Genomic DNA, 295 nt, shown 5'->3' on the forward strand with positions numbered 1-295 from the left:
AATTATAAAACGAGGCATTTTGAGGTCAATGATACCACCACACTACTTCCATTCGCACCGCTCCTGCTGGCCAATGCACAGAAATCTTTTGAGCTGAACGATCATTTTTCCACAGGTTTCGGCGCTGTGGCGGGCACCAATCTCACTGGCAGCCACGGGCACAGGTTTGTTTACTATGGATATGCCAACCTGCTCGCGACAGTGGGGAACCGGGACCAGTACCAGTTTGTAGCGGGACCGTACATTAGTAACCACCGTTACCTGAGCGACGGCCCTGTTTACGGAATTCAAAGCG

The 295-nt window shown here is 51.5% G+C and carries 1 pseudogene; it reads left to right on the plus strand.

Features of this window, described 5'->3' with window-relative positions:
• Window positions 1-295, plus strand: a pseudogene (locus ACTIE6_RS22205) (hypothetical protein); the annotation flags it as partial.

It is taken from the genome of Dyadobacter sp. (assembly GCF_051859145.1).
Lineage (GTDB): Bacteria > Bacteroidota > Bacteroidia > Cytophagales > Spirosomataceae > Dyadobacter.